Source organism: Stutzerimonas stutzeri (assembly GCF_024448985.1).
Taxonomy (GTDB): domain Bacteria; phylum Pseudomonadota; class Gammaproteobacteria; order Pseudomonadales; family Pseudomonadaceae; genus Stutzerimonas; species Stutzerimonas stutzeri_AP.
In genome coordinates this window covers 11,918-35,389 of record NZ_JAMOII010000014.1, presented here as the reverse complement: position 1 = coordinate 35,389, position 23,472 = coordinate 11,918, and the positions used below count along the sequence as shown (strand labels likewise).

Genomic DNA, 23,472 nt, shown 5'->3' with positions numbered 1-23,472 from the left:
ATGATAACAGCAGCTTTGCTGCGCAGCTCAGCCGAGCGCTGGCGACTGCGATTTGATCGAATCAATGCTTGGAGTGTTTATGAGTGAAGTTGAGGGGATAGGCCCGCACGCGTTACCCGGATTGCGCGACAGGATTGCGCAGATCATCGAAGAGGCGAGCCGCCAGGGTGCCAGTGCCTGCGAGGTGTCCGTCTCGATGGAGCAGGGGCTGTCGACGACGGTTCGTCAGCGAGAAGTGGAAACGGTCGAATTCAATCGTGATCAGGGCTTCGGTATCACGCTGTACGTCGGTCAGCGCAAGGGCTCGGCGAGTACCACCGGCAGCGGCGACGAGGCGATTCGCGAAACCGTGGCGGCGGCACTGGCGATCGCCAGACATGCGTCGGAAGACGAATTCGCTGGGCTCGCCGATCCTGCTCTGATGGCCAAGGATGTGCCGGACCTGGACCTCTACCATCCCTGGAGCATTGCGCCGGACGAGGCGGTGGAATTGGCCTTGAGCTGCGAGGCGGCGGCCTTCGCGGCTGATTCGCGCATTCGCAATGCAGACGGCACCAGCCTGAGCACCCATCAAGGGTGCCGAGGCTATGGCAACAGCAATGGCTTCATCGGCGCCTACTGCAGTACCCGGCACAGCCTTAGTAGCGTGATGATCGCTGAGGCCGACGGGCAGATGCAGCGCGATTACCACTATGACGTCAGCCGCGTCGCCAGCGATCTGGCCTCTGCCGAGTCGATCGGTCGTCGTGCTGCAGAGCGTGCCGTTCGCCGTCTCGGCGCTCGCCCCGTGCCGACGTGCGACGTTCCGGTGCTGTTCTCCTCGGAACTGGCGACTGGGTTGTTTGGGCATTTCCTCGCGGCGATTTCCGGCGGCAACATCTATCGCAAGTCTTCCTATCTGGAAGATGCACTGGGGCAAACGCTGTTTCCCGAGTGGCTGAGCCTCGACGAGCGTCCGCACCTGCTGCGCGGGTTGGCCAGTTCGGCCTATGACAGCGATGGCTTGGCGACCTACGCCAAACCCTTCGTCGAGAATGGCAAGCTGCTTTCCTATGTGATGGGCACCTACTCCGGACGCAAACTGGGAATGCCCAGCACGGCCAATGCGGGTGGCGTGCACAATCTTTTCGTCACCCACGGGGATGAGGATCAGGCTGCACTGATTCGCCGTATGGGGCGTGGTTTGCTGGTCACCGAGTTGATGGGGCAGGGCTTGAACCTGGTAACCGGTGATTACTCGCGCGGGGCTGGCGGTTTCTGGGTCGAGAATGGCGAGATTCAGTTCCCGGTACAGGAGGTTACTATCGCCGGCAATCTGCGCGACATGTTCCGCCAGATCGTCGCGGTCGGCTGCGATGTTGAGACGCGTAGCAGCATTCACACGGGATCGGTGCTGATCGAGCGAATGAAGGTGGCGGGGAGTTAAAGCGGCAGGCTAAAAACCGAAAAGACGATAAAAGCGCTGGAGGCTGGAAAGCTGAACGGAAAAGCAGCCGTAAGCCTGACGCTAGGAGTTGAAAAGGGTTGGTCGGGCTCGACACTGTTAGCCTCCAGCCTCCAGCCTCCAGCCTCCAGCCTCCAGCCTCCAGCCCCCAGCCTCCAGCTTGCTATTCCCCTTCCTCGAAATAGTCTTCGATCAGTGCGATCAGCGCATCGACTGCCTCTTGCTCCTGCTCGCCCTCGGTGTGCAGGTGCAGGTTGGTGCCCTTGCTGGCGGCTAGCATCATGACCGCCATGATGCTTTTGCCATCAACGAGGGTGGCAGGACAACGGCCAATGCGGATGTCGCAGGGAAACCGGTTGGCGACGCCGACGAACTTGGCGGCTGCGCGGGCATGCAGGCCCAGCTTGTTGATGATGGTGATTTCGCACGAGGGCATGTGGGGTCCTAAGCCAGGTCGCGATGGCGTACCTGGACATTCTTCAAAGGTTCGAGCAGCGCCTGGCCGAGTCGCTCGGCCAGATAGACCGAACGGTGGTGCCCGCCGGTGCAGCCGATGGCAACCGTGACATAGGCGCGATTGCTGGCGGCGAAGCGCGGAAGCCATTTGCTCAAATAGGCGAAGATGTCTTGAATCATTTCTTCGACATCCGCTTGTGTAGCGAGATAGTCGATGACGGGCTGATCCAGCCCGGAAAAATCGCGCAGATCGGCCTTCCAGTACGGATTCGGCAGGCAGCGCACATCGAACACGAGGTCGGCATCAACCGGCATCCCACGCTTGAATCCAAAGGACTCGAAGAGAAACGCCGTGCCCGGTTCCGGCTTGTTCAGCAGGCGTAGCTTCAGCGTGTCACGCAATTGATAGAGGTTCAGATGCGTCGTGTCGACCTTGAGGTCGGCGAGGTCGATGATGGGAGCCAGAAGCAGCTCCTCGTCACGGATAGCTTCGGCCAACGAACGATTCTGGTTGGTCAGCGGGTGGCGCCGGCGGGTTTCCGAGAAGCGCTTGAGCAGTGTCTCGTCTGCGGCGTCGAGGTACAGCACGTCGCACTGGATATGTCGGGCACGGGCTTCTTCGAGCAGCTCGGGAAAACGCTTCAGCTGGCTGGGCAGGTTGCGCGCATCGATGGATACCGCAACCTGCGGCTGTATCAGCTCCGTATGCAGCAATGCCCGTTCCGCCAGTTCCGGCAGCAGTCCCGCGGGAAGGTTGTCGATGCAGTAAAAGCCGTTGTCCTCGAGCACGTCGAGCGCGGTGCTCTTGCCAGACCCGGAGCGACCGCTGACGATGATCAGGCGCATGGCGGCGCGACGCCCGGCAGGATACAAGCGTGCTGGCATGAGCCTGGCTGCACGCTGTGCTGTCGAGGTGGTTGGTGCAAGGTTAGGGACACGTCTCTTTCCTCACTCGTCGCAGGGCCAGCGAGATGGTTTCCGCTAGTGGCCGCTCTGAATATCAACGACGGTCTGATACAGATCCTGTCCCGTTCTGGCCTGGCGCAGACGCTCGCGAACGTCTTCGCGGTCGAGCATGCTGGCGATCTGGCGAAGCAGCTCGAGGTGTTCGTCAGTCGCCGCTTCCGGCACGAGCAGGACGAACAACAGATCGACCGGAGCGCCGTCGATGGCATCGAAATCCACCGGATCATCCAGCCTCAGCACCGCGCTGAGCGGCGAGGTGCAGCCGGGCATGCGGCAGTGAGGGATGGCGATCCCGTTGCCGAAGCCGGTCGAGCCGAGCTTTTCACGGGCGATGAAGCTTTCGAAAATAGTTTGAGAGTCCAGATCTGGAAGGTCTCGGCCAAGCACCTTGGCGATCTGTTCCAGTACGCGCTTCTTGCTGCCGCCCGGCACGTTCACGAGGGAACGTGCGGGGGTCAGGATGTTTTCTAGTCGGATCATGATGGGCTAGCGAGCTATTGCACCCTGGTTGTGGTCGAGCTGTTTTTCTTTGTGCTTGATGAGCTGCCGATCGAGCTTGTCGGCAAGGAGATCGATGGCCGCGTACATGTCTTCATGCTCGGCATTGGCGACGACCTCGCGTCCGGCGACGTGCAGTGTGGCTTCGGCTTTTTGCTTGAGTTTTTCGACTTGGAGGATCACCTGGACGGCAATGATGCGATCGAAATGCCGTTCCAGTCGGCTGAATTTCTCTTCGACGTAGTTACGCAGGGCTTCTGTGATTTCTAGATGAAGTCCAGTGATGTTGGTTTGCATACTGCATCTCCTTTTTGCCACGTGCGATTGACGGGATGACCCGTCACCGGAAGAAATCGACCTGACATTTACATCAACCGCTTACGCTCGCTGGATGGTGCGATACCGAGTGATTCGCGGTATTTGGCGACGGTACGGCGTGCAACTTGAATCCCCTGTGCCTCCAGTAAACCAGCGATCTTGCTGTCGCTCAATGGCTTTTTCGGGTTTTCCGCGGTCACCAGCTTTTTCAGGATCGCCCGGATAGCGGTAGAAGAGCACTCGCCGCCCTCCGCCGTACTGACATGGCTGGAGAAGAAGTACTTCAGCTCGTAGATGCCGCGTGGCGTGTGCATGTATTTCTGAGTGGTGACCCGTGAGATGGTCGATTCATGCATGCCTACCGCCTCGGCGATGTCGTGCAGCACCAGCGGTTTCATCGCTTCATCGCCGTGCTCGAAGAAGCCGCGTTGATGTTCAACGATCTGCGTGGCGACCTTCATCAGCGTCTCGTTGCGGCTGAGCAAGCTCTTGATGAACCAGCGCGCCTCCTGCAGCTGATTGCGCATAAAGGTGTTGTCGGCGCTGGCGTCGGCGCGTTTGACGAAGCCCGCATATTGAGCGTTCACACGCAGGCGGGGCATTGCCTCCTGGTTGAGTTCGACCAGCCAGCGGCCATTGTGCTTGCGCACGATCACGTCCGGCACGACGTACTCAGGCTCGCTCGCTTCGATCTGCGAGCCGGGCCGAGGATTGAGTGTCTGGATCAGGTCGATGACCTGGCGCAGTTCGTCTTCCTTGAGCTTCATGCGGCGCATCAGCAGGCTGTAGTCGCGGTTGCCGAGGATATCCAGATGCTCGCTGACCAGCCGCACCGCCTCGCTTAACCATGGGGTTCGCTCCGGCAGTTGACGCAGTTGCAACAGCAGGCATTCGCGCAAGTCTCGTGCCCCGATGCCGGCCGGTTCGAATTGTTGAATGCGGCGCAAAACCACCTCGATCTCGTCGAGTTCGATTTCCAGCTCCGGATCGAACGAATCGAGTACTTCTTCGAGGGTTTCGTCGAGATAACCCTGAGGATTGATGCAATCGATCAACGTGGCGGCGATAAGGCGGTCCGTATCGCTCATCGGTGCGAGATTGAGCTGCCAGAGCAGGTGGCTCTGCAGGCTTTCACCAGCTGAGGTGCGGGTGGTGAAATCCCATTCGTCATCATCGCTGCTGGGCAGGCTGCTGGCGCTCGTCTGGTAGATGTCTTCCCAGGCAGTGTCCACCGGAAGCTCATCGGGAATGCGGTCCCCCCAATCGCCTTCCTCGAGGTTCTCCACCGTGTTGATGGGTTCCTCGTAGTGATTGTCAGGCTCGCTCTGTTCGGTCGGTGTGCTTTCCGGCTTCTTCTCGATCGACTCGGCCATCGGGTCGGAGTGATCGAAGTCCTCTCCGTCCTCTTCACGCTCGAGCATAGGATTGGAGTCCAGCGCTTCCTGGATCTCTTGCTGGAGATCGAGCGTGGACAACTGGAGCAGTCGTATGGCTTGTTGCAGCTGCGGTGTCATCGTCAGCTGCTGGCCCATCTTCAGGACTAGCGATGGTTTCATGGCAGAGGACTTCGAACCTTGTTTGCCGGCGCAACCGCGCCTGTTCCGATTTCGCTGGCGCTGGCAGGCGCCAATGTAAGCAAATTATATGCCTGCCAACGAAGCCTTTGCCTAGCCCTAGGCAACCATCTCTGCGGAAATAAATGGCATCAGAGGCGAAATTCGTGCCCGAGGTAAACTTCCTTGACCAGCTGATTAGCCAGGATCGTCTCGGCGTCACCTTCGGCAATCAGTTGACCATCGTTAACGATGTAGGCGGTTTCGCAAATGTCTAGTGTCTCCCGAACGTTGTGGTCGGTGATGAGTACGCCGATGCCTTTTGCCTTGAGATGGTGGATGATCTGTTTGATATCGCCGACCGAAATGGGGTCGACGCCCGCAAAGGGCTCATCGAGAAGAATGAACTTGGGCGCAGTGGCCAGGGCGCGAGCAATTTCAACGCGCCGACGCTCGCCACCCGAGAGGCTCATGCCGAGGCTGTCGCGGATGTGGTGGATGTGAAATTCCTGCAAGAGGCCTTCAAGTGCTTGCTGACGTCCGTTGCGATCGAGGTCCTTGCGAGTTTCCAGGATCGCCATGATGTTGTCGGTTACCGATAGTTTGCGGAAGATGGAGGCTTCCTGGGGCAAATAACCGATGCCGGCCCGGGCGCGACCGTGCATGGGCAGATGCGTGACATCCTGTTCATCGATCAGCACGCGGCCCTGATCCGCCTTGACCAGGCCAACGATCATGTAAAAACAGGTGGTCTTCCCGGCGCCGTTCGGTCCCAGCAGACCGACGATCTGTCCGCTTCCGATGGACAGACTTACATCGCGCACGACTTGGCGGCTCTTGTAACTCTTCGCCAGATGCTGGGCCTTGAGGGTCGCCATTACTCGGTCTGCTCCGCTGCCGGCTGATCTTTCTTGCGTGGCTGAATGACCATGTCCACGCGCGGGCGCGGCGTGGTGACATCGGTATCGGTCGCACGGCCGGCGTTAACGATCTGCCGCTGAGTGTCATAGACGATCTTTTCGCCTTCGAAGGTATTGCCTTCCTGAACGACTTTCGCCTGGTCGATCAGGACGATGCGCTCGTTGGCTGCGAAATACTGGATGGTCAGGCCGTAAGCCTTGACGATTTCCTTGTCTACCGCAGGTTTCTGCTCGTAGTAGGCGGGCTTGCCGATAGAGGTGAATACCTCCACATCACCATTTTCATCCTGGGTGATCGTTACCGTATCGCCGGTGATTTTCATGGTGCCCTGAGTAATCACCACATCGCCGCGATATACGGCCACGCCCTGTCGATCGTCGAGTTCCGCGGTATCCGCCTGGACACGAATTGGCTGGTTGCGGTCTTCGGGAAGCGCATGTGCGGTCGTGCCGAGCAGAAAGATGCTCAAGCCGATCAGGAGGGGGAGAGTCTTAACGCAGCTCATGCTGGCCTCTTACATTGGATAGCAGGAGCATCCTGCCTTCATCTAGATACGCTTTCATGCCCGTAGCGGTCGTCACGCCGTTCGCGGCGACGATTCTAACGGGTTGGCGGGTCTCGGCATAATCCTTCTCGGGGAGCACAGTCATCCGGCTGGTGGTGACGATCGTTGGACGTCCCTCGGCGTCGTTGCGTTCGATCCTGACGTTATCGATCAGCTCGACTTCCTCACCCATCGGCCCCACTTCTCCGCGCTCGCTGGTGACATGCCACGGCTGTTCGGAGCCCCGGTAGGAGCGTAAATCGGGGCGAGTCAACAGGCTGACATCGCTGGCCTTAAGGTGCTCGACCTTCTCGGAAAGCAGCACGTAGTTGCGCTTGCCATCCGGTTGATACTGCACGGTTCGCGAGTTGATGACGTAAAAGTCGATTGGCGATGTCTCGCCCTGTGTCACTGGGGCTTCCTGCATGAAGCTTTCGGGGCGAATGTTCCAGTAGCCGACAGCGATCAATAACAGTGCGATCAGCAGCAGGACGGCAGGGAGGCGGATTCTGCTCAGCATTGGAACCTCTAGAGATAGGCGGCCTGGGCGGCGTCGAGGCTGCCCTGGGCGCGCATGATCAGTTCGCAGAACTCCCGCGCAGCACCTTCGCCGCCGCGGGCGCTGGTTACGCCGTGAGCATGATCGCGGACGAAGGCATCGGCGCTGGCGACGGCCATTCCCAGGCCGACTCTGCGGATCACTGGAAGGTCCGGCAAGTCATCGCCCAGATAGGCCACTTGAGCGTAGTCCAGCCCGAGCTCGGCGAGCAGTTCATCGAGGACCACCAGTTTGTCCTCGCGTCCCTGATACAGATGCTGGATGCCGAGGTTCTGTGCGCGGCGCTCAACCACGGGCGTTTCGCGCCCGCTGATGATCGCGGTGCGTACGCCGGAATTGATCAGCATTTTGATGCCATGACCGTCGAGCGTGTTGAACGTCTTGAATTCGCTGCCGTCGACGAGAAAGTACAGTTTGCCGTCCGTGAGCACGCCATCGACATCGAAAATGGCCAGGCGAATGTCACGGGCGCGCCGCAGTAGATCGTTCACTTACATCACTCCTGCGCGCAGCAGATCATGCATGTTCAGCGCGCCGATAGGTCGGTCATTGTCATCGACCACCACCAGCGCGTTGATCTTATTGTCTTCCATTATTTTCAGGGCTTCGGCCGCGAGCATATCGGCGCTGGCGGTCTTGCCGTGTATGGTCATGACCTGATCGATGCTGGCCTGACGCACGTCGACTCCCTTGTCCAGCGTACGGCGTAGGTCGCCGTCAGTGAATATACCGGCCAGACTGCCGTCGGCCTCCACCACCGCCGTCATGCCGAGCCCTTTCTGGGTCATTTCCAGCAATGCGTCGCGCAGTGGTGTGCCGCGCTTGACCTGAGGCAGGCGGTCGTCTGCGTGCATGACGTGTTCGACCTTGAGTAGCAGCCGCCTGCCGAGCGCGCCGCCTGGGTGCGAGAAGGCGAAATCCTCGGCGGTGAATCCGCGCGCTTCGAGCAGGGCGATCGCCAGGGCGTCACCGAATACCAGGCTGACGGTGGTCGACGAGGTCGGAGCGAGATTTAGCGGGCAAGCTTCGATGGCTACGCTCGCGTCGAGGTTGACCGCTGCCGCTTTTGCGAGCACCGACTCGGGATTGCCAGTCATGCTGATCAAGGTGATGCCGAGACGTTTGATCAGCGGTAGTAATGTCACAATCTCGTTGGTGCTGCCGGAGTTAGACAGGGCCAAAACGACGTCGTCGCGGGTGATCATGCCCATGTCGCCATGGCTGGCTTCGGCCGGGTGAACGAAGAACGCAGTGGTTCCGGTGCTGGCGAGCGTGGCGGCGATCTTGCTACCGATATGTCCGGACTTGCCCATGCCGACCACGACGACGCGGCCTTTGCACTGGAGGATGAGCTCGCATGCCTTGACGAACTGTTCATCGATGCGGGTCTTGAGTTGCTCGACCGCTTCAATTTCCATGCGAATGGTCCGCTGGGCAGTCTCGATCAGCTGGCTGCTCTGACTCATGTCTGTTTCATCGCCTGAATGAAAACGCGGGATTATAGCGGCAAACCCATCGCCGCTCACCGAAAAGCTTTCAAGCGGATCGTCGCGTCCGAAGCTGAACTCAAGCTGAACGAATGTGCGCTCGCTCATGTGCCGATACAGACGCTGGCTTGGGAGGCTTTCGGCGCGGTGCTATAGTTCGCGCCGCCAAAACGGCTCTGTGAAGTATCTCCGAACCAACGGAGGGCGTCAGATTCGCAGACCGTATCCAAGGAGATCCGATGAGCGCCGCCAACGCTAACGCCGTCGAGCTGAAGGGGGTCACCTTCAAGCGCGGCGAGCGGAGCATTTTCAATAATGTCGATATCGTCATACCGCGAGGCAAGGTGACGGCCATCATGGGCCCGTCCGGCTGCGGTAAGACCACGCTGCTGCGCCTGATCGCCGCTCAGCTCAAGCCGACCAGCGGCGAAGTCTGGGTGGCCGGAACCAACTTGCCCACACTGTCGCGTCGCGAGCTGTTCGACATGCGCAAGCAAATGGGCGTGCTGTTCCAAAGCGGCGCGCTGTTCACTGATCTCGATGTCTTCGAGAACGTTGCCTTCCCGCTGCGGGTGCACACAAAGCTGCCGGAAGAGATGATTCGCGACATCGTTCTGATGAAACTGCAGGCGGTGGGTTTGCGCGGCGCGGTCGAGCTGATGCCTGACGAGCTATCCGGCGGCATGAAACGCCGTGTGGCTTTGGCACGCGCGATTGCGCTGGATCCGCAGATCCTCATGTACGACGAGCCATTTGCCGGTCAGGACCCGATTGCCATGGGCGTTCTGGTGCAGTTGATTCGTCTGCTCAACGATGCGCTGGGCATTACCAGTATCGTGGTTTCCCATGACCTGGCTGAAACCTCCAGCATCGCTGATTACATCTATGTGGTCGGCGATGGGCAGGTGCTGGGGCAGGGCACGCCGGCCGAGTTGCGCGATTCCGTGAACCCCCGTATCCAGCAATTCATGCGAGGCGCGGCGGATGGTCCGGTGCCTTTTCATTTTCCGGCGCCGGCCTATGCCGAGGATTTGTTGCGAGGCCCTGATGCGTAAGCGTTCTTTGATCGAGCGAGTCCGAATTTTCGGCGAGGCCGGGATGAATGTGGTCGCCGCGCAGGGGCGCGCAACGTTGTTCCTGTTCCACGCGCTGTTCGGTCCCAGTGGGCTGGATAACCGTTTCTCTTTGCTGGTCCGGCAGCTCTATTCGGTTGGCGTGCTGTCGCTGGCGATCGTAGTGGTGTCCGGCATCTTTATCGGTATGGTGCTGGCGTTGCAGGGCTATAGCATTCTCAGCAGCTACGGTTCCGAACAGGCGGTGGGGCAGATGGTCGCCCTGACGCTACTGCGCGAACTGGGCCCGGTGGTTACCGCGCTGCTGTTTGCCGGTCGTGCCGGGTCTGCGTTGGCTGCCGAGATCGGCAACATGAAATCCACCGAGCAGCTGTCCAGCCTGGAAATGATCGGTGTCGATCCGCTGAAATACATCGTCGCGCCACGGTTGTGGGCCGGCTTCATTTCCCTGCCGTTGCTGACCGTCATTTTCAACGTGGTCGGTATCTGGGGTGGTGCGATGGTTGCCGTGGACTGGCTCGGCGTCTACGAAGGCTCGTTCTGGGCCAATATGCAGAACAGTGTTGTCTTCACTTCGGACGTGCTCAATGGCGTTATCAAGAGCATGGTGTTCGCTGTCGTGGTGACCTGGATTGCTGTGTTCCAGGGCTATGACTGCGAGCCCACCTCTGAAGGTATCAGTCGTGCTACCACCCGAACGGTGGTCTACGCCTCGCTGGCCGTGCTCGGCCTCGACTTTATTCTGACCGCGTTGATGTTTGGAGATTTTTGATGCGTATCCGCACCCTGGAAATTGGTGTTGGCCTGTTCCTCTTGGCGGGCGTCCTGGCCCTGCTCCTGCTGTCGCTACGGGTCAGCGGCCTGAGTGTCGATAGCGCCGAAACGTACCGGCTGTACGCTTATTTCGACAATATTGCCGGTCTGAGTGTCAGATCCAAGGTAACCATGGCCGGCGTGACGATCGGCAAGGTGACGGCGATCGATCTGGATCGTGAGAGCTATACCGGGCGTGTCACGCTGGAGGTTCAGCAGGACGTCGACATTCTGCCGATCGATTCCACCGCGTCGATTCTGACCGCCGGCCTGCTGGGCGAAAAATACATCGGCATCAGTGTCGGCGGCGAAGAGGAAACCCTGGGTGACGGCGATACGATTCGCGATACCCAGTCTTCCTTGGTGCTGGAAGATCTGATCGGCAAATTTTTGCTCAATTCGGTCAATAAAGAGTGAGGTACATCCCCATGATGAATGCCCTGCGTCGCAGTTTGCTGGTATTGCTGACCGCCCTGCCTATGCTGGCTCTGGCGGCCCCGAGTGCTCACGAAGTGATCCAGAAGACCACCGACGAGTTGCTCGCCGACCTCCAAGCCAATAAGGATCAGTACCGGCAGGACCCGAATGCTTTTTACGAGTCCCTCAACAATATCCTCGGTCCGGTGGTCGATGCCGAAGGGATTTCGCGCAGCATCATGACCGTGAAGTACTCGCGAAGCGCCAGCCCGGAGCAGATGACCCGCTTCCAGGAAAACTTCAAGCGCAGCCTTATGCAGTTCTACGGCAACGCTCTGCTGGAATACAACAATCAGCAGATTCGAGTGCTGCCGGCCAGTGGCAAGCAGGACGCCGAGCGCACCAGCGTTGGTATGGAAGTGACCGGTCGCCAGGGTGAGATCTATCCGGTGTCGTACACCATGGTCAATCAGGGCGGCGAATGGCGGGTGCGCAACGTAATCATCAACGGCATCAATATCGGCAAGCTGTTCCGCGACCAGTTCGCCGACACCATGCAGAAAAATGGTGGTGATCTGGACAAGACCATCGACGGCTGGGGCGAAGTCGTCGCGCGCGCCAAGGACACCGAGGCCGGCCAGCAGGCGACAGGCGATGAGTGAAGGGCGTGTCGAAAGCGGCGCCAACGGTGAGTTGCGGCTCTCTGGCGTGCTTGACTATCAGACCGGGCCGGCCTTGCGTCGGGCTGGTCAGGCCGTGATCCGTGGTGCCAAAGGACAGCCGTTGCTGATCGATTGCTCATCGGTGGAAAAATCCAGCAGCGTTGGGCTTTCCCTGCTGCTGGCCTATACGCGGGACGCAATCTCATCAGGACGCGAAGTGACCATCGCCGGCATGCCCAGCGACATGCGGGAAATCGCCAGGGTGTCCGGTCTGCTGGACGTCCTTTCGCTAGCTGACGAAGCGAGAGGAGCGGTCTGATGACACTGCGCTGGGCAGAAGCGGCGCGCGGCAAGGTGCATGCCGTCGCCGAGTCGCTGGGTAATCTACTGGTCGAGACCTTTCATTACCTGGCGCTGTTCGGCATCGGCGCGGTCACCGCCTGGGCCGGGTTGGTGGCCTTTCTGGGCATGATCGAAAAGGGCAGCATCAGTGTCGACGACATCCTGTTGCTGTTCATCTACCTCGAACTCGGCGCGATGGTGGGTATTTACTTCAAAACCAATCACATGCCGGTGCGCTTCCTTATCTACGTGGCAATAACCGCGCTGACTCGCTTGCTGATCTCGGACGTTTCGCATCATCACCGTCCAGACATGGGAGTTGTCTATATTTCCGGGGCCATTCTGCTGCTGGCGGTGGCGATTCTCGTAGTACGCTTTGCATCTTCTAGATTTCCCGCGGTAGAGGCGGGTAGCCGTCATCGACCTCGGCGCAACAGCGAGGCAGAGACGCTCGATTGATGGGCTGCTTCAGCTCGAAAGGCTTCGGGGTTCGCAGCCTTCGGGCTTTTTTGTATGATGGCCGGCCGCGCGCGTCCGGCGCCGATAGAGGTTGAACATGCAGGCCGTAGAAGTTAAGAGTTTTCTGGAAGCCAAGCTTCCGGACGCACAGGTGGAAGTCGAAGGCGAAGGCTGCAACTTCCAGCTGAACGTGATCAGCGATGAACTGGCCGGTTTGAGCCCGGTAAAGCGTCAGCGGCAAGTTTATGATCATCTGACTCCGTGGATAGCCGATGGCAGTATCCATGCCGTCACGATGAAATTCTTCAGCCGTGCCGACTGGCTGGCGCGTAGCTGATCACCGGTCACGACAGACATATTCAGGCCGCGCGCAGCACCGACTGGGCGCGGCTCCTCTTCGCAAGCGTATCGAGCATGCGGGTTACGGGAACATCATGGATAAATTGATCATTACTGGCGGTGCCCGCCTCGACGGCGAGATTCGCATCTCCGGTGCCAAAAACTCGGCCCTGCCAATTCTGGCGGCCACCTTGCTTGCCGATACCCCGGTAACCGTCTGCAACCTGCCGCACCTGCACGACATCACGACCATGATCGAGCTGTTTGGCCGCATGGGCGTGCAACCGGTCATCGACGAAAAGCTCAGCGTCGAAGTCGACGCCAGCAGCATCCAGACGCTGGTCGCGCCTTACGAGCTGGTCAAGACGATGCGCGCATCGATTCTGGTGCTCGGCCCCATGGTTGCGCGCTTCGGCGAGGCTGAGGTTGCCCTTCCTGGTGGTTGCGCCATTGGCTCGCGCCCGGTGGATCTGCACATACGTGGCCTGGAAGCGATGGGCGCGCAGATTGATGTCGAAGGTGGCTACATCAAAGCGCGGGCGCCGGCTGGCGGTCTGCGCGGTGCGCACTTCTTCTTCGATATCGTCAGCGTGACCGGCACTGAGAACATCATGATGGCCGCGGCACTGGCCAACGGCCGCAGCGTGCTGGAAAACGCAGCGCGCGAGCCGGAAGTGGTCGATCTGGCGAACTTCCTCAATGCCATGGGCGCGCAGATTTCCGGTGCTGGTACCGACACAATCGTCATTGATGGCGTCAAGCGTCTGGGTGGCGGTCGTTACAGCGTGATGCCGGACCGCATCGAGACTGGCACGTATCTAGTCGCCGCCGCCGCAACCGGTGGTCGCGTAAAGCTCAAAGACACCGACGCCACCCTGCTCGAGGCCGTGCTGCACAAGCTCGAAGAGGCCGGCGCCCATATCGATACCGGTAGCAACTGGATCCAGCTGGACATGAAGGGCAATCGGCCGAAAGCGGTGAACCTCCGCACTGCGCCGTATCCAGCTTTTCCTACGGACATGCAGGCGCAGTTCATCGCCTTGAACGCGGTTGCCGAAGGCACTGGCACGGTCATCGAGACAGTGTTCGAGAACCGCTTCATGCACGTCTATGAAATGAACCGCATGGGCTCGCAGATTCTCGTCGAGGGCAACACCGCCATCGTGACCGGCGTGCCGAAGCTCAAGGGCGCGCCTGTCATGGCGACCGATCTGCGTGCCTCGGCGAGCCTGGTGATCGCCGGCTTGGTGGCCGAAGGCGATACGCTGATCGACCGCATTTACCACATCGATCGTGGTTATGAGTGCATCGAAGAGAAGCTGCAATTGCTGGGCGCCAAGATTCGCCGCGTACCAGGCTAGCTATCGGCAATGGGTCGAAGCCGCCACTCTTGAGTCGGCGGCTTTGGCTGAGACTGCGCTCGCTCGCCTCTGCCCTGCGCCAAGGTCGCCATCAACAGGCTTCAAGGAATAACCGTCCATGCTCACCATTGCCCTTTCCAAAGGCCGCATCCTCGACGACACCCTGCCGCTGCTGGCAGCGGCGGGTATCGTGCCCACCGAGAATCCGGATAAAAGCCGAAAGCTGATCATCCCGACCACACAGGATGACGTGCGTCTGCTAATCGTGCGCGCCACGGACGTGCCGACCTACGTCGAGCATGGCGCGGCGGATCTTGGCGTGGCCGGTAAGGACGTGCTGTTGGAGTACGGTGGCCAGGGGCTGTACGAGCCGCTGGATTTGAAAATCGCAAACTGCAAGCTGATGACAGCCGGCAAGGTCGGTGCGCCGGAGCCCCAAGGGCGGCTGCGCGTTGCGACCAAGTTCGTCAATGTTGCCAAACGCTACTACGCCGAGCAGGGGCGTCAGGTCGACATCATCAAGCTCTATGGCTCGATGGAGCTGGCGCCGCTGGTGGGGTTGGCGGACAAGATCATCGACGTGGTCGACACCGGCAACACGCTGCGTGCTAACGGGCTGGAACCGCAGGAGCTGATCGCCATGATCAGCTCGCGCCTGGTGGTCAATAAGGCCTCGATGAAGATGCAGCATGCGCGTATCCAAACGCTGATCGATGCGTTGCAGAACGCGATCGAACAGCAGAACTGATCGTCCGCCGGGCTGCTACAGCCGGCTCGCCTATTCGTGTCATAGCCTAAATTCTCAGGTGCCCGCACGGTTGGCTTGTTAATCTACGGGCGCCTGCAAACCGCTTCGCAGCACTCCTCATGAGGCCCGTTATGACCGCTCCCATCGACATCCGCCGACTCAACGCCGCTGATCCCGAGTTCTCGCGACACCTGGATCATCTGCTGAGCTGGGAAAGCGTGTCCGATGACGGCGTTAACCAACGTGTGCTGGAGATCATTAAGGCGGTGCGCGAGCGCGGCGATGCGGCACTGGTCGAGTTGACGCAGCGTTTCGATGGGTTGGAAGTGGCCTCCATGGCAGATCTGATCCTGCCACGCGAGCGCCTTGAATTAGCGCTCGAGCGCATCAGTCCGGCGCAACGTCAGGCGTTGGAAGCTGCTGCCGAGCGGGTCCGCCTCTATCATGAAAAGCAGAAACAGGATTCCTGGACCTACACCGAAGCCGACGGCACGGTGCTGGGGCAGAAGGTCACGCCGCTCGACCGTGCGGGACTCTACGTGCCGGGCGGCAAGGCGTCTTATCCCTCGTCTGTGCTAATGAACGCCATTCCGGCCAAGGTTGCCGGTGTGCCGGAAGTGGTGATGGTGGTGCCAACGCCGCGCGGTGAAATCAACGAATTGGTGCTCGCCGCTGCCTGCATCGCTGGGGTCGACCGTGTGTTCACTATCGGTGGCGCCCAGGCTGTCGCCGCGCTGGCCTACGGTACCGAGAGCGTGCCGCCGGTGGACAAGATCGTCGGGCCCGGCAATATCTATGTCGCCACGGCCAAGCGCCACGTATTCGGCAAGGTCGGGATCGACATGATCGCTGGACCCTCTGAAATTCTGGTGGTCTGTGATGGCCAGACTGACCCTGACTGGATTGCCATGGACCTGTTTTCCCAGGCCGAGCATGACGAGGACGCGCAATCGATTCTGGTCAGCCCGGACGCGGAGTTCCTCGACAAAGTCGCGGAAAGTATTTCCCGTCTGTTGCCAAGCCTCGAGCGCAACGAAATAGCGCGAGCGTCATTGCAGGGTCGCGGTGCGCTGATCCAGGTCGCCGATATGCAGCAGGCCATCGATGTCGCCAATCGCATCGCTCCCGAGCACCTCGAACTCTCCGTGGCCGACCCCGATCAGTGGCTGCCACAGATTCGCCACGCCGGCGCGATCTTCATGGGGCGCTACACGGCCGAGGCGCTGGGTGATTATTGCGCCGGCCCGAATCACGTGTTGCCGACATCCGGAACGGCGCGCTTCTCATCACCGCTGGGCGTTTACGATTTCCAAAAGCGCTCGTCGATCATCAACTGCTCGGCGGAGGGTGCCTCCGAACTGGGCAAGATCGCTTCGGTGCTGGCGCGCGGCGAGTCGCTGACCGCGCATGCGCGCAGTGCGGAATATCGGATTAAAAGATAGTTCGAAGCTGGAAGCTGCACTGAGCGTTTTCTTCCGGCTTCAGGCTTCCAGCACTGCCCCTACCATCGAGGAATTTTCCGTGAGCCGTTTCTGGAGCCCCTTCGTCAAAGACCTGGTGCCTTACGTGCCGGGTGAACAGCCGAAGCTAAGTAAGCTGGTAAAGCTCAACACCAACGAAAATCCCTACGGCCCCTCGCCAAAGGCCATTGCCGCGATGCAGGCGGAGATCGGCGACAGCCTGCGTCTGTATCCCGATCCCAACGGCGAACACCTCAAGCAGGCGGTGGCTGACTATTACGGTGTGCAGCCGGGCCAGGTCTTCGTCGGCAATGGTTCGGACGAGGTACTGGCGCACGCCTTTCACGGCCTGTTCCAGCACGGCAAGCCCCTGCTGTTCCCGGATGTGACCTACAGCTTCTATCCGGTCTATTGCGGGCTCTATGGGGTCGACTACGAAGCCATCGCGCTGGATGCGCAGTTCCAGATTGACGTGGCTGACTACAGTCGGCCGAACGGCGGCATCATCTTCCCCAATCCCAACGCGCCAACCGGGTGCCTGCTGGCGCTGGAGGCGATCGAGAGGCTGCTGCAGGCGAACCCAGATTCGGTGGTCCTGGTGGATGAGGCCTATATCGATTTCGGCGGTACATCGGCCATTGCGCTGGTGGATCGCTATCCGAATCTACTGGTCACTCAGACCCTGTCGAAGGCCCGCTCACTGGCAGGGCTGCGCGTTGGGTTGGCTGTCGGGCATCCGGATCTGATCGAGGCACTGGAGCGCATCAAGAACAGCTTCAATTCCTACCCGCTGGACCGCATCGCCATCGCCGGGGCGGCGGCTGCATTCGAAGATCGCGACTATTTCGAGCAGACCTGTCAGCAGGTGATCGCCAGTCGCGAAGCGGTGGTGAGTTCGATGCAGGCGCTGGGCTTCGAGGTATTGCCGTCGGCGGCGAACTTCATCTTTGCCCGTCATCCGCAGCGCGACGCTGCCGAGCTCGCCGCAGGGCTTCGGGAGCAGGGCGTCATCGTGCGGCATTTCAAGCAACCGCGAATCGACCAGTACTTGCGGATCACCATCGGCACGCCGGAGCAGAACCAGGCGTTGCTCAATGCATTGAAAGGCATCGATTAAGCGACCAAGCGATAGGGAGCTTGCGCATTACTGGGCGATCTTGTGCACTTAAGCCTGTTGCCCCGGCGCCGGGCCTCCAACGAATGCAGCAGGTGCACGCCGGCTCTGTGGAAGTGCGCCCTCGCGGCGATTGCGGGCCGCAGGCCTGTCCGGAACTCAGGCGCGCCCCGGGTCGCTAGTGGTCAACATTACTCACTGCGGGCTCTGCTCAACCGGAGGCCGCATGCCGACCTCCGCAGTAAGTGTCAGGGGTTTCCCGTTGCGCAGAATATCGATATCGATCTCATCGCCCGGGCGCGCACGCGCGACCTGATTCATTGAGGTGCGACCATCACTGGCCTGCTGCCCATCGATGCTAAGGATCAGATCCCCTGGCCGCAGGCCGGCGCGTTCAGCCGGTCCATCCCGATAAACCCCCGCGACCACTATTCCTGGCCGGCCTGCCTGGCCAAAGGATTCAGCCAGTTCCTGAGTCAGCGATTGCACCTCTACACCGAGCCAGCCTCGAATTACCTGGCCATGCTCGACGATGGATTTCATCACATCCATGGCGAGCTTCACTGGTATCGCGAAACCGATGCCTTGCGAGCCGCCGGATTCGGAGATGATCGCTGTGTTTATGCCAATCAGGTGTCCGGCGGTGTCGACCAGTGCGCCACCGGAATTGCCGCGGTTAATCGCTGCGTCGGTCTGGATGAAGTCTTCGTAGGTGTTGAGGCCGAGCTGGTTCCGCCCGGTGGCGCTGATGATGCCCATGGTCACTGTCTGGCCGACGCCGAACGGGTTGCCGATCGCTAGCGTTACGTCGCCAATGCGGATGCTGTCCGAGCGGCCAATGGTGATGGCCGGCAGATCCGCCAGGTCGATCTTCAATACCGCGAGGTCCGTCTCCGGATCGCTGCCGATGACCCGTGCGAGCGTTTCCCGGCCATCGCGCAAGGCCACTACGATCTGCTCGGCATTGGCGGTGACGTGGTTGTTGGTCAGCAGATAGCCCTCGGGGCTCATGATCACCGCGGAACCCAGGCTTGATTCCATGCGGCGCTGGCGTGGCAGGTTGTCACTGAAGAATCGCTGGAACAGCGGATCGTCCTTGATCATCGGCGGCTGGCTGGAGCGGTCGATCACCTTAGTGGTGTAGAGGTTGGCTACCGCTGGTGCTGCGCCGCTGACCGCATTGGCATAGGAATAAGGGCCTTGCTGCGGTATGCCCACAAGCGGTGCCTGACGCAGCTTATATTCCGGCTCGGTACTCAGACCTACCAGATGCGGATAACGCTGAATGATCAGCAGGGCCACGAGCAGGCCTACCAGCAACGGCCAGCCAAGAAAACGCAGGGCATTGAACATCGCGATTAGAAATCCGGACAGGTTGCGGAGGGCGATTGCGCCCCTTAAGGTGGCGGCATTATACGAAGCTGGCTGCGAATTGCAGCCTTGCCGATGGCGATTCTGCGCCGAGCCGGTGAGGTGGTTTCAGCCATGTCGTTTCAGGTCGTTCATCGCGCAGTCATCCGTACTCCGCAGTCGGCCCGAGACCCTGAATTTGCCAAGAGGATGTACGCATGGCCGTTGCGCTGAGCACGCTGGTCGAAGAAGCCGACCGCTATCTGAACGTCGCCAAGATAGCCGACTATTGCCCCAACGGCTTGCAGGTAGAGGGCCGGTCGCAGGTAAGCCGCATCGTGAGCGGTGTGACCGCCAGCCAGGCGCTGCTCGATGCCGCAGTCGAGGCGCAGGCCGACGTAGTGCTGGTGCATCACGGCTATTTTTGGAAGAACGAAGACCCGCGCGTCGTTGGCATCAAGCAGCGCCGGCTAAAGACGCTGCTCAGCAATGACATCAGCCTGCTTGCCTATCACCTGCCGCTCGACGTGCATCCTGAAGTGGGCAACAACGTGCAGTTGGCAAGGCTGCTCGGTCTCACCGTCGAAGGGCCTCTGGAACCCGACAACCCCCGCTCGGTTGGCCTTGTCGGCTCGCTCGACGTACCGCTTGCGCCTGCCGATTTCATGCGGCGGGTAACGGCTGCGCTAGGACGCGAACCGCTGATGATCGAAGGCTCAGAGCTGATCAGACGCATCGCTTGGTGCACGGGCGGCGCCCAGGGCTATATCGATCAGGCCGTCGCTGCGGGTGTCGACGCGTATCTAACCGGGGAGGTTTCGGAACCCACGGTGCATATCGCGCGTGAAAATGGCTTGAGCTTCTTTGCCGCCGGACACCATGCCACAGAGCGTTACGGCGTTCAGGCACTCGGCGATTACCTGGCGAAGCGGTTTGCCGTCGAGCATCGCTTCATCGATTGTCCCAATCCTGCTTAGCTGTAGCAGCAGTAATTGCCCCGACGTCGGGCCTCCCACAACAAGCGGTGCGGTATGCGCTTGGGTTTTTTGGGGAGGGCCGCCCTCGGCGCGATTGCAGACCAGCGGCCTGCTAAAAAGCTCAGTCACAGGCATGGAGAGCCGAGTTATCTGGCAATGCTAGGCCGCTCTACCTTCAGTTGCCGAGGCATAAATTTAGTCGATTTCGTTCTAAGCAGCGGCCTGATTAGAATCTTGTGCCGTGCTAAAGTTGCGCCTTCTTTCCGGCCGTGCTGGCCGTCCATCTGGAAATTCGTGAGTAGAAATGGTCGACAAACTGACGCATCTGAAACAGCTGGAGGCGGAAAGCATCCACATCATTCGTGAAGTGGCCGCCGAATTCGATAATCCGGTGATGCTCTATTCCATCGGCAAGGATTCCGCCGTGATGTTGCATCTGGCACGTAAGGCCTTCTTTCCCGGTCGTCTGCCGTTCCCGGTGATGCACGTCGACACGCGTTGGAAATTCCAGGAGATGTACCGTTTCCGCGAGAAGATGGTCACCGAGATGGATCTCGATCTGATCACTCACATCAACCCAGACGGCGTCGCGCAGGACATCAATCCGTTCACTCACGGCAGCGCCAAGCACACCGACATTATGAAGACCGAGGGCCTCAAACAGGCGCTCGATAAGCACGGCTTCGACGCTGCTTTCGGCGGGGCCCGCCGCGACGAAGAGAAGTCCCGTGCAAAGGAGCGTGTCTACTCCTTCCGTGACAGCAAGCACCGCTGGGATCCGAAAAATCAGCGTCCCGAGCTGTGGAATGTCTACAACGGCAACGTGAAGAAGGGCGAATCCATCCGCGTCTTCCCCTTGTCGAACTGGACCGAGCTGGACATCTGGCAATACATCTATCTGGAACAGATCCCGATCGTACCGCTGTACTTCGCTGCCGAGCGTGAAGTCATCGAGAAGAACGGCACCCTGATCATGATTGACGACGAGCGCATCCTCGAACACCTCACCGACGAAGAAAAGGCGCGCATCGAAAAGCGCATGGTCCGCTTCCGCACCCTCGGCTGCTATCCGCTGACTGGTGCAGTGGAATCCACGGCCTCGACCCTGCCCGAAATCATCCAGGAAATGCTCCTGACCCGCACGTCCGAACGTCAGGGCCGCGTCATCGACCACGATGGCGCAGGGTCGATGGAGGAGAAGAAGCGGCAGGGGTACTTTTAACGAGTGATAGCTTGAAGCTTGAAGCCGGAAGCTTGAAGTGAAAGCAGCATGGAGTGCTGTATGGATTTCGAAAAGTTGGAGGTATGGAAGCGATCGGCAAGGCTGTCGGTAAATTTGTATCGACAGCTGAGTGGTTTTTGTGAATTAGGCTTCAAGGACCAGATCACTCGCTCAGGCTTATCAATTCCCAGCAATATTGCCGAAGGCATGAGTAGGGGAGGAGCGAAGGAAAAAATACGGTTTTTGCTGATTGCCAAAGGTTCCTGTGCGGAACTGCGAACGCAACTTTATATAGGTCGCGAGGCAGGCTTCGTAACGGAAGAGTTTGCAGGACCCAGTATCCAGGAAACCCGCGAAATCGCCGCCATGCTGTCCAGTTTGATTCAAACCATTCGTAAAGACTGTTAGCAGAGCGCAAGTTGTCGATGCGAGGAGCTGTTACTTCCAGCTTCCAGCTTCCAGCTTCCAGCTCGGAGAATGCAATGAGCCACCAATCCGACCTAATTTCCGCCGACATCCTCGCGTACCTGGCCCAGCACGAACGCAAAGAACTGCTGCGCTTTCTGACCTGCGGCAACGTCGACGACGGCAAGAGCACCCTGATCGGGCGCCTGCTGCATGACTCGAAGATGATCTATGAAGATCACCTCGAAGCGATCACCCGTGACTCGAAAAAGTCTGGCACCACCGGCGATGACGTGGACTTGGCACTGTTGGTCGACGGCCTGCAGGCCGAGCGCGAGCAGGGCATCACCATCGATGTTGCCTACCGCTACTTCTCTACCGCCAAACGCAAATTCATCATCGCCGACACGCCCGGTCATGAGCAGTACACGCGCAACATGGCTACCGGCGCCTCGACCTGTGATCTGGCGATCATCCTGGTCGATGCCCGCTACGGCGTGCAGACCCAGACCAAGCGTCACAGCTTCATCACCTCGCTGCTGGGCATCAAGCACATCGTCGTCGCCATCAACAAGATGGATCTGATGGACTTCGACCAGTCTGTTTTCGAGCGCATCAAGGCGGACTACCTGAACTTTGCCGAGCGCATCGATCTGCAACCGACTTCGCTGCACTTCGTGCCCATGTCGGCGCTCAAGGGCGACAACGTGGTCAATCGCTCGGAGCGCGCGCCTTGGTATGAAGGCCAGTCGCTGATGGAGATTCTCGAAAGCGTCGAGATTGCCGGCGACCGCAACTTCGAAGATCTGCGCTTCCCGGTGCAGTACGTCAACCGTCCCAACCTCAACTTCCGCGGCTTCGCCGGCACGCTTGCCAGTGGCATCGTGCGCAAGGGTGATGAGGTGACGGTGCTACCGTCCGGCAAGCGCAGCAAGGTCAAGTCCATCGTCACCTTCGATGGCGAGCTGGAACAGGCCACGCCGGGCGAGGCGATTACCCTGACGCTGGAAGATGAGATCGACGTGTCCCGTGGCGACATGCTGGTTCACGCCGACAACCAGCCACGCATCGCCGACGGCTTCGAGGCCATGCTCGTATGGATGGGCGAAGAGCCGATGCTGCCGGGCAAGAAATACGACATCAAGCGCGCCACCAGCTATGTGCCGGGCTCGATTGCCAGCATCACTCATAGCGTCGACGTCAATACTCTGGAGCATGGCGCGGCGAGCAGCCTGCAGCTCAACGAAATCGGTCGCGTCAAGGTCAGCCTGGATGCGCCGATTGCCCTGGATGGCTACGCACAGAACCGCACCACTGGCTCATTCATCGTCATCGATCGGCTCACTAACGGCACCGTAGGTGCCGGCATGATCATCGCTGATCCGCTTGCTCATGGTTCTACCGGGCATCACGGTGCGCTGGCTCACGTGACCACCGAAGAGCGCGCGATCCGCTTTGGCCAGCAACCTGCCACTGTGCTGTTTACCGGGCTGTCCGGTGCCGGCAAGAGCACGCTGGCCTACGCTGTGGAGCGCAAGCTGTTCGACATGGGGCGGGCTGTTTACGTACTGGATGGCCAGAACCTGCGTCACGACTTGAACAAGGGTCTGCCGCAGGATCGCGCCGGTCGCACCGAGAACTGGCGCCGTGCCGCTCATGTGGCACGCCAGTTCAACGAGGCGGGTCTACTGACATTGGCCGCATTCGTCGCGCCGGATGCCGAAGGTCGCGAACAGGCCAAGGCGTTGGTAGGTGCTGATCGCCTGCTCACGGTTTATGTCCAAGCTTCGCCGCTGACCTGTCAGCAACGCGATCCGCAAGGCTTGTATGCTGCTGGTGATGACAACATTCCCGGCGAGTCCTTCCCCTACGATGTGCCGGGCAATGCCGATCTGGTGATCGACACCGAGTCGCTGACGGTGGAAGAGGGTGCCAAGCAGGTCATTGATCTGTTGCGTCAGCGTGGTGCGATCTAAGAAGTCGC

27 protein-coding genes are annotated in these 23,472 nt (G+C 59.8%); 16 read left to right on the top strand and 11 right to left on the bottom strand.

What is annotated here, in order from left to right; genetic code table 11:
- Positions 1 to 79 precede the first annotated feature (79 nt).
- A complete protein-coding gene (pmbA, locus tag NA647_RS14695; RefSeq protein ID WP_256058361.1) occupies positions 80 to 1,426 on the top strand; it encodes a metalloprotease PmbA in 1,347 nt (448 codons plus the stop codon).
- 181 nt (positions 1,427 to 1,607) lie between these two features.
- On the opposite strand, the gene NA647_RS14690 is transcribed toward pmbA, so the two are convergent.
- The 10 genes from NA647_RS14690 to NA647_RS14645 form a co-directional block, all read right to left on the bottom strand.
- Complete coding sequence (locus NA647_RS14690) at positions 1,608 to 1,880, bottom strand: HPr family phosphocarrier protein (RefSeq protein ID WP_181100083.1); 273 nt, start codon at positions 1,878 to 1,880, stop codon at positions 1,608 to 1,610.
- Between the two features lie 8 nt (positions 1,881 to 1,888).
- Entirely contained in the window at positions 1,889 to 2,746 is an 858-nt protein-coding gene (rapZ, locus tag NA647_RS14685) for an RNase adapter RapZ (RefSeq protein ID WP_256058419.1), read from the bottom strand.
- A gap of 135 nt (positions 2,747 to 2,881) precedes the next feature.
- Positions 2,882 to 3,346: a PTS IIA-like nitrogen regulatory protein PtsN gene (gene ptsN / locus NA647_RS14680; RefSeq protein ID WP_256049903.1), complete on the bottom strand. Its 465-nt coding sequence runs from the start codon at positions 3,344 to 3,346 to the stop codon at positions 2,882 to 2,884.
- A 6-nt stretch (positions 3,347 to 3,352) separates the two neighbouring features.
- The gene (gene hpf, locus NA647_RS14675) at positions 3,353 to 3,661 is read right to left on the bottom strand and encodes a ribosome hibernation-promoting factor, HPF/YfiA family (RefSeq protein ID WP_131649903.1); all 309 of its coding nucleotides are present in this window, start codon (positions 3,659 to 3,661) and stop codon (positions 3,353 to 3,355) included.
- Positions 3,662 to 3,729: 68 nt separating this feature from the next.
- Complete coding sequence (locus NA647_RS14670) at positions 3,730 to 5,238, bottom strand: RNA polymerase factor sigma-54 (protein ID WP_256058360.1); 1,509 nt, start codon at positions 5,236 to 5,238, stop codon at positions 3,730 to 3,732.
- 149 nt (positions 5,239 to 5,387) lie between these two features.
- The gene (gene lptB, locus NA647_RS14665; protein WP_256058359.1) at positions 5,388 to 6,113 is read right to left on the bottom strand and encodes an LPS export ABC transporter ATP-binding protein; all 726 of its coding nucleotides are present in this window, start codon (positions 6,111 to 6,113) and stop codon (positions 5,388 to 5,390) included.
- Positions 6,113 to 6,661, bottom strand: coding sequence for a lipopolysaccharide transport periplasmic protein LptA (lptA, locus tag NA647_RS14660; RefSeq protein ID WP_256049900.1), 549 nt, complete (start codon positions 6,659 to 6,661; stop codon positions 6,113 to 6,115). Before lptA ends, lptB begins: the two co-directional genes overlap by 1 nt.
- Positions 6,648 to 7,220, bottom strand: a complete 573-nt coding sequence (gene lptC / locus NA647_RS14655) for an LPS export ABC transporter periplasmic protein LptC (protein WP_256058358.1) — start codon at positions 7,218 to 7,220, stop codon at positions 6,648 to 6,650. Before lptC ends, lptA begins: the two co-directional genes overlap by 14 nt.
- An 8-nt stretch (positions 7,221 to 7,228) precedes the next feature.
- Positions 7,229 to 7,750 carry a KdsC family phosphatase gene (locus NA647_RS14650; RefSeq protein ID WP_256058357.1) on the bottom strand — a complete coding sequence of 174 codons (522 nt, stop codon included), beginning with the start codon at positions 7,748 to 7,750 and terminating at the stop codon, positions 7,229 to 7,231.
- Positions 7,751 to 8,725, bottom strand: a complete 975-nt coding sequence (locus NA647_RS14645) for a KpsF/GutQ family sugar-phosphate isomerase (protein ID WP_256058356.1) — start codon at positions 8,723 to 8,725, stop codon at positions 7,751 to 7,753. It abuts the gene before it with no gap.
- Positions 8,726 to 8,985: 260 nt separating this feature from the next.
- Here NA647_RS14645 and NA647_RS14640 point away from each other — a divergent pair, with 260 nt between their 5' ends.
- The 11 genes from NA647_RS14640 to hisC all read left to right on the top strand — a co-directional run bounded on the left by NA647_RS14640 (position 8,986) and on the right by hisC (position 17,537).
- Complete coding sequence (locus tag NA647_RS14640; RefSeq protein WP_256058355.1) at positions 8,986 to 9,801, top strand: ABC transporter ATP-binding protein; 816 nt, start codon at positions 8,986 to 8,988, stop codon at positions 9,799 to 9,801.
- Entirely contained in the window at positions 9,794 to 10,591 is a 798-nt protein-coding gene (gene mlaE, locus NA647_RS14635; protein ID WP_256049895.1) for a lipid asymmetry maintenance ABC transporter permease subunit MlaE, read from the top strand. Before NA647_RS14640 ends, mlaE begins: the two co-directional genes overlap by 8 nt.
- On the top strand, positions 10,591 to 11,049 hold the full coding sequence (gene mlaD / locus NA647_RS14630) for an outer membrane lipid asymmetry maintenance protein MlaD (RefSeq protein ID WP_256049894.1): 459 nt from the start codon (positions 10,591 to 10,593) through the stop codon (positions 11,047 to 11,049). The genes mlaE and mlaD overlap by 1 nt, the downstream gene beginning before the upstream one ends.
- Before the next feature lie 11 nt (positions 11,050 to 11,060).
- Positions 11,061 to 11,711 (top strand): MlaC/ttg2D family ABC transporter substrate-binding protein, encoded by a 651-nt coding sequence (locus tag NA647_RS14625; protein WP_256049893.1) that lies wholly within the window; start codon positions 11,061 to 11,063, stop codon positions 11,709 to 11,711.
- On the top strand, positions 11,704 to 12,030 hold the full coding sequence (locus tag NA647_RS14620; protein WP_256049892.1) for an STAS domain-containing protein: 327 nt from the start codon (positions 11,704 to 11,706) through the stop codon (positions 12,028 to 12,030). Before NA647_RS14625 ends, NA647_RS14620 begins: the two co-directional genes overlap by 8 nt.
- Positions 12,030 to 12,512: a phosphate-starvation-inducible protein PsiE gene (locus NA647_RS14615; protein WP_256058354.1), complete on the top strand. Its 483-nt coding sequence runs from the start codon at positions 12,030 to 12,032 to the stop codon at positions 12,510 to 12,512. The genes NA647_RS14620 and NA647_RS14615 overlap by 1 nt, the downstream gene beginning before the upstream one ends.
- A 97-nt stretch (positions 12,513 to 12,609) precedes the next feature.
- Positions 12,610 to 12,849 (top strand): BolA family protein, encoded by a 240-nt coding sequence (locus tag NA647_RS14610; protein WP_256058352.1) that lies wholly within the window; start codon positions 12,610 to 12,612, stop codon positions 12,847 to 12,849.
- A 97-nt stretch (positions 12,850 to 12,946) separates the two neighbouring features.
- A complete protein-coding gene (gene murA, locus NA647_RS14605) occupies positions 12,947 to 14,212 on the top strand; it encodes a UDP-N-acetylglucosamine 1-carboxyvinyltransferase (RefSeq protein ID WP_256058351.1) in 1,266 nt (421 codons plus the stop codon).
- Positions 14,213 to 14,330: 118 nt separating this feature from the next.
- Entirely contained in the window at positions 14,331 to 14,960 is a 630-nt protein-coding gene (gene hisG, locus NA647_RS14600; RefSeq protein WP_256058350.1) for an ATP phosphoribosyltransferase, read from the top strand.
- A gap of 131 nt (positions 14,961 to 15,091) precedes the next feature.
- Positions 15,092 to 16,402: a histidinol dehydrogenase gene (gene hisD / locus NA647_RS14595; protein ID WP_256058349.1), complete on the top strand. Its 1,311-nt coding sequence runs from the start codon at positions 15,092 to 15,094 to the stop codon at positions 16,400 to 16,402.
- 79 nt (positions 16,403 to 16,481) lie between these two features.
- Positions 16,482 to 17,537 (top strand): histidinol-phosphate transaminase, encoded by a 1,056-nt coding sequence (gene hisC, locus NA647_RS14590; RefSeq protein WP_256058347.1) that lies wholly within the window; start codon positions 16,482 to 16,484, stop codon positions 17,535 to 17,537.
- 192 nt (positions 17,538 to 17,729) lie between these two features.
- On the opposite strand, the gene algW is transcribed toward hisC, so the two are convergent.
- Entirely contained in the window at positions 17,730 to 18,887 is a 1,158-nt protein-coding gene (gene algW, locus NA647_RS14585) for a Do family serine endopeptidase AlgW (RefSeq protein ID WP_256058346.1), read from the bottom strand.
- A 215-nt stretch (positions 18,888 to 19,102) separates the two neighbouring features.
- Between algW and NA647_RS14580 the strand changes: the two genes are divergently transcribed.
- The 4 genes from NA647_RS14580 to cysN all read left to right on the top strand — a co-directional run bounded on the left by NA647_RS14580 (position 19,103) and on the right by cysN (position 23,464).
- Positions 19,103 to 19,861, top strand: a complete 759-nt coding sequence (locus NA647_RS14580) for a Nif3-like dinuclear metal center hexameric protein (RefSeq protein WP_256058345.1) — start codon at positions 19,103 to 19,105, stop codon at positions 19,859 to 19,861.
- Between the two features lie 304 nt (positions 19,862 to 20,165).
- The gene (gene cysD, locus NA647_RS14575) at positions 20,166 to 21,083 is read left to right on the top strand and encodes a sulfate adenylyltransferase subunit CysD (RefSeq protein WP_256058344.1); all 918 of its coding nucleotides are present in this window, start codon (positions 20,166 to 20,168) and stop codon (positions 21,081 to 21,083) included.
- Positions 21,084 to 21,143: 60 nt separating this feature from the next.
- Positions 21,144 to 21,491, top strand: coding sequence for a four helix bundle protein (locus NA647_RS14570; RefSeq protein ID WP_256058343.1), 348 nt, complete (start codon positions 21,144 to 21,146; stop codon positions 21,489 to 21,491).
- A 74-nt stretch (positions 21,492 to 21,565) separates the two neighbouring features.
- On the top strand, positions 21,566 to 23,464 hold the full coding sequence (cysN, locus tag NA647_RS14565) for a sulfate adenylyltransferase subunit CysN (RefSeq protein WP_256058342.1): 1,899 nt from the start codon (positions 21,566 to 21,568) through the stop codon (positions 23,462 to 23,464).
- The last annotated feature ends 8 nt before the right edge of the window (positions 23,465 to 23,472 follow it).